Source organism: Protofrankia sp. Cr1 (genome assembly GCF_963555865.1).
Classification (GTDB): domain Bacteria; phylum Actinomycetota; class Actinomycetes; order Frankiales; family Frankiaceae; genus Protofrankia.
Window position 1 is genome coordinate 1 of sequence record NZ_CAUVXO010000427.1, and the last position, 4,524, is coordinate 4,524.

Below are 4,524 nucleotides of genomic sequence, written 5' to 3' on the forward strand. Positions count from 1 at the left end.
CGGCGGCCGGGGATGGCCAGGCCGGCGAGGGCGCCGGCGGTGAGGGCGGCCACGCCGGCCCACAGCGCGGGGACGGTGCCGTCGACGAACGTCTGCGGGTTGTCATATCCGCCCCGGCTCGCGAAGACGGAGGCGAGGACGGCGACGCCGAGGACGCCACCGAATTCGCGGACGGCGTTGTTGGTGCCGGAGGCCAGACCTTCCTGGTCGGGCCGGACGGAGCCCAGCGCGACGGACGCGATCGGGACGAAGAACAGCGCCATGCCGACACCGGAGAGGATGAACGCCGGGACGAGCGTGTCGTAGGTCATGGTGGTGGTCATGTTCGCCGCGATCCAGGCCAGGCCGGCGGCCTGGAGGAACAGGCCGGTGACCAGGAGCGGACGTCCACCGATGCGGTCGGAGAGCGGGCCGGCCAGCGGCGCGACCAGCAGTGGCATGGCCGTCCATGGCAGGGTGCGCAGTCCGGCTTCCAGGGGCGAGTACCCGAAGACGCTCTGCAGGGCCTGAGCGAGCAGGAAGATCGAGCCGAACATGCCGACGGAGAACAGCAGGGCGGTGACGTTCACCGCGGCGAACCCGCGGCTGCGGAACAGGCTCATGGGTAGCATCGGCTGGCCGCCGCGGGCGGCGACGCGCAGTTCCCAGGCGACGAACGCGGCGACGCCGACCGCGCCGAGGAGCAGGTTCGCAAGAACTCCGGTGCTGGTCCAGCCGTGGCCTTCGCCGCGGACCAGGCCGAGAGTGAGGCCGAACAGCCCGGCGGAGGCGAGTGCGACGCCGGGCAGGTCCAGGCGGGTGGACGCCCCGTGGGTCTCGGCGAGGCGGCGCAGCGCCATCGGGATGGCGACGATCCCGACCGGCACGTTCACCCAGAAGATCCACTGCCAGGCGGCACCCTGGGTGATCGCGCCACCGACGAGTGGGCCGACCGCGACGGCGAGGCCGGAGACCGCGCCCCACACGCCGAGGGCCGCACCACGCCGTTGCGCCGGTACGGCCGCGGACAGGATGGTGAGGGTCAGCGGCAGGATGAACGCGGCCCCGAGTCCCTGGACGGCCCGCGCTGCGATGAGGATCCCGATGGATGGGGCGAGGGCGGCGGCTGCACTACCCAGAGTGAAGATCGTAAGGCCGGCGACGAAGATACGGCGACGGCCCAGCCGGTCGCCGAGGGCTGCGCCGATGAGCAGCATGACGGCGAACGGCAGCGTGTAGGCGTTCACCGTCCACTCCAGACCCTCGAGCCCGGCGCCGAGGTCCGCCCGGATCTGGGGGAGCGCGAAGGTCACCACCAGGTTGTCCAGGGAAACCATGAACGCGGCCAGCGAGGTCACGACGAAGGTCCAGATGATCCGTGTCCGTTGGGTGATCACGATCTACCTTCTTTCTAGTTAGTACTCACTTACTTTTGATGAAGTGAGTAGTCACTCTCCTTGCTGGGCAAAAAAAATCAGTCCTCGGCCGACGGAGCGGCCAGGCAGACCAGCCGTGCCCACTCCTCGCTGAGGGAGGGCAGGTCCATCGCGGCCGCGACGTTCATGAGCATCCCGTGGGCGAAGAATCCACGCAGCGCCTCGGACGGCACCCCCGAGAGCCGCTCCACAGCGCGCCACAGATCGCGGAAGCCGGTGCGGGTCGCCGCCCGAATGTCAGGGTCGGTGCAGCTGGCGTACGCCTGCAGCTGCATGAGCAGATAGGTCCGGTCGCGCAGGAGTTCCTGGTAGGACAGGCCGATCGCCTTGAGCGCCGGCTGCCCGCCGAGCTCGCCCGCCGCCTGTTCGAAGCGTCGTACGGTGCGGGCGAAGGTGTCCCGCACGGCGGTGAGGAAAAGATCCTTCTTGGTGGGGTACAGGCGGAACAGGTACGGCTGGGAGATGCCGGCGCGTTTGGCGATCACCTCGGTGGATGTGCCGGCCAGGCCGCCACGGGCGAACTCCTCGACGGCGACGGCCAGCACGCTCGTGCGACGCTCGTCCGCGGTCATCCGCGTCCTGCTGCTACCCGTCGCACGCGTGGCCATGCCAGAAAGGTAGTGGCCACTCACTTCCCCTGTCAACCGGACGCCGCCGCGGCCGTCCCGGCCTATCTCGTCCCGGCCCGGATCCGGTGGAGAACGCCTGGTGTCGGTCAGCCTAACCACGCTTAGTCTAACTCGGGTTAGTCTAGATGCGTGGCAAAGCCATCGGACCTGTTCGATCGCCAGTACGAATGGGATGACCTGGAGCGATTCGTCACGTCAACGAGCCCCGGCGTCCGGGTCGGTGTCCTGTCAGGACGACGCCGGGTCGGCAAGAGTTACCTGCTCCGCCGACTTGTCCGGGAGTTCGGCGGGATCTACCACATGGCCCTGGAGGAAGAGCCTGGCCCGGCCCTGCAGCGTTTTGCCGACGGACTGGTCGCGCAGCGACTCCATGCAGGTCAGGTGCGCTTTCGGGACTGGAACGAGGCGATGCGCGCCGCGCTACCGCCCGCCGGTGTCGGTCTCGCCCCCCTGGGCGACCCGGCGCCCGGTCGTGCGGGTGCGCCCCTGCTGGTCATTGACGAGCTGCCGTACCTGCTGGCCCATCCCGCTGGACGGGAGCTGCCGTCGGTGCTGCAGAGTCTTGTGGATGAGAGCCGTTCCGCCTCCGGGTGGCCCTCGTACCGGGTGATCGTCTGTGGATCGGCGCTTTCGATCATGTCGGAGCTGCGAGCGGGCCAAAGGCGACGCGAACATGTTCCTTCCGCGTCGCCGGAGGCCGAAATACCCGAGCAATTGTCAGGGAGCAGGCCGCTGCGCGGGCGAGCCGAACTCGACCTGATGCTGCGTCCGTTCGACTTCCGCACCAGCGCCGGTCTGTACGGTATTGCCGACCCGACCGTCGCCTTTGCGCTGTATGCGATTGTCGGCGGTATTCCCGGTTATCGCGACCTGCTTGCCGACGCCTCCCCACAGACCATGGCCGAGCTTGACGACCTGCTGGTGAGCACGGTCCTCAATCCCAGTCATGCATTGTTCGGGGAAACGGCCTACCTGCTGCGGGAGGATCCGCGTATCACCGAGCGGGCGCTGTACTACTCGGTGCTCGCCGCGATTGCCGGCGGCGCTACCACACCGTCCAAGATTGCTGCTGTGCTCGGACGGGCGCAACGCAGTCTCGGCCATGCGCTCGACGTTCTGATCACCGCCGGGTTCGTCTGCAAGGACGACGACGTGCTGCTGCAGCGCAGACCGACGTTGACCATCGCCGACCCCATCGTTCGTTTTCACGAGCTGGTGGTGAACCCGCGGTTGGTCGCCTTCGAGGAGCGTCGGGCGATGCAGGCATGGCGCGCGGCCCGGGAAACCGTCCGGGCACAGGTTTTCGGGCCGGCGTTCGAGGAGATTGCCAGGGAGTGGACGCTTCGCTATGCCTGCGAGGAGACCCTGGGGGGTCCGGTGGGCGAGGTCGGGCGGACGGTTGTCAACGACCGTGCGGGTCGAGCCCAGCACGAGCTGGACGTAGTGGCCCTCGCGGCCGGCGGGCGTCGCGGCGGCGGAGCGCCGGTGGTGCGCGCGATCGGTGAGGTCAAGGACTCCGATCGGCCCCGCAGCGGCGCCGATCTGGCGCGCTTGGACCGCGTCCGGGCACTACTGGTCGCCCGCGGAGTGGAGGCGGCCGGCGCGAAACTGCTGCTGTTCGGGCGCGCCGGATTCGACCCGGAGCTGCAGGCTGCCGCGGACCGGCGATCCGAGGTCGAACTCGTCGACATACACCGCCTGTACACCGGCAGGTAAGAGCGCCCGGCAACAGGTATGTGGATCAAGAAGCGGGGCTGGGGCGCGCACGCTCGTGGTCCACCCCGTCCGGCGGATCAGGCGACCCGGACCTCAACTCCGGCGACGGCGACGACGTCACCGCATCGAAGCTGCCGGCCGCGGCGCTCGTCGACCTCGCCGTTCACCTGTACCAGGCCGGCCGCGAGCAGTGGCTTGACGTCTCCGCCGGAATCCACCAGATCCGCGAGTTTCAGGAACTGGCTCAGACGGATCGCCTCGCCGGCGATGGCCACCTCTCGCATGTCGATTTTCTCCTCTAGTCGGCATCCGAAGTCGGCATCCGGCGATGCGACAGAACCACAATCGCATCGCCGTCGGCCCGTCAGCACGACGGGCCGTTCACGTCACATGGCCGTGCGAGAGTGGTCGGGTGCAGGTGGGGATCCTCGGTCCACTCGAGGTACGCGGCGACGACGGTCGGGAGATCGATATCCCGGGCGCGCGGCTGCGCGCCCTGCTGGTCCGCCTAGCGCTGGACGCCGGCCGTCCGGTCGCTGCCGCCGTGCTCGTGGACGCCGTCTGGGCGGATCAGCCGCCGGCCGAGACGGCCAACGCCCTGCAGACCCTCGTGTCGCGGCTGCGTCGCTGCCTCGGCGATGGGGCACTGGTCACCCGGTCGGCCGCAGGCTACTGTCTCGCCGTCGGCCCCGACGACGTCGACGCCCATCGCTTCACCCGGCTCGCCGCGGCCGGTGGCGGCGCGCTGCGCGCCGGTGACCCGC

At 69.3% G+C, this 4,524-nt stretch carries 5 protein-coding genes; 2 read left to right on the forward strand and 3 right to left on the reverse strand.

The features are described from left to right. Together U9980_RS22890 and U9980_RS22895 are read right to left on the reverse strand one after the other, a co-directional pair. On the reverse strand, positions 1-1,376 hold a 1,376-nt coding region (locus U9980_RS22890), incomplete at its 3' end, for a DHA2 family efflux MFS transporter permease subunit (protein WP_322769827.1). A 77-nt stretch (positions 1,377-1,453) separates the two neighbouring features. After that, positions 1,454-1,987 carry a TetR/AcrR family transcriptional regulator gene (locus U9980_RS22895; RefSeq protein ID WP_322769828.1) on the reverse strand — a complete coding sequence of 178 codons (534 nt, stop codon included), beginning with the start codon at positions 1,985-1,987 and terminating at the stop codon, positions 1,454-1,456. Between the two features lie 186 nt (positions 1,988-2,173). On the opposite strand from U9980_RS22895, the gene U9980_RS22900 reads away from it, so the two are divergent. Next, positions 2,174-3,760: an ATP-binding protein gene (locus U9980_RS22900; RefSeq protein WP_322769829.1), complete on the forward strand. Its 1,587-nt coding sequence runs from the start codon at positions 2,174-2,176 to the stop codon at positions 3,758-3,760. 77 nt (positions 3,761-3,837) lie between these two features. Here the strand turns inward: U9980_RS22900 and U9980_RS22905 are convergent, their stop codons facing one another. Further along, positions 3,838-4,044: an RNA-binding S4 domain-containing protein gene (locus U9980_RS22905; RefSeq protein WP_322747093.1), complete on the reverse strand. Its 207-nt coding sequence runs from the start codon at positions 4,042-4,044 to the stop codon at positions 3,838-3,840. A 128-nt stretch (positions 4,045-4,172) separates the two neighbouring features. Here U9980_RS22905 and U9980_RS22910 point away from each other — a divergent pair. After that, positions 4,173-4,524, forward strand: a 352-nt coding sequence (locus U9980_RS22910) for an AfsR/SARP family transcriptional regulator (protein WP_322769830.1), incomplete at its 3' end; no start/stop codon positions are given.

Bases quoted from the DNA above. Each gene is read 5' to 3' on its own strand.
- U9980_RS22895 (WP_322769828.1), bottom strand. From the start codon at position 1,987: ATGACCGCGGACGAGCGTCGCACGAGCGTGCTGGCCGTCGCCGTCGAG.
- U9980_RS22905 (WP_322747093.1), bottom strand. From the start codon at position 4,044: ATGCGAGAGGTGGCCATCGCCGGCGAGGCGATCCGTCTGAGCCAGTTC.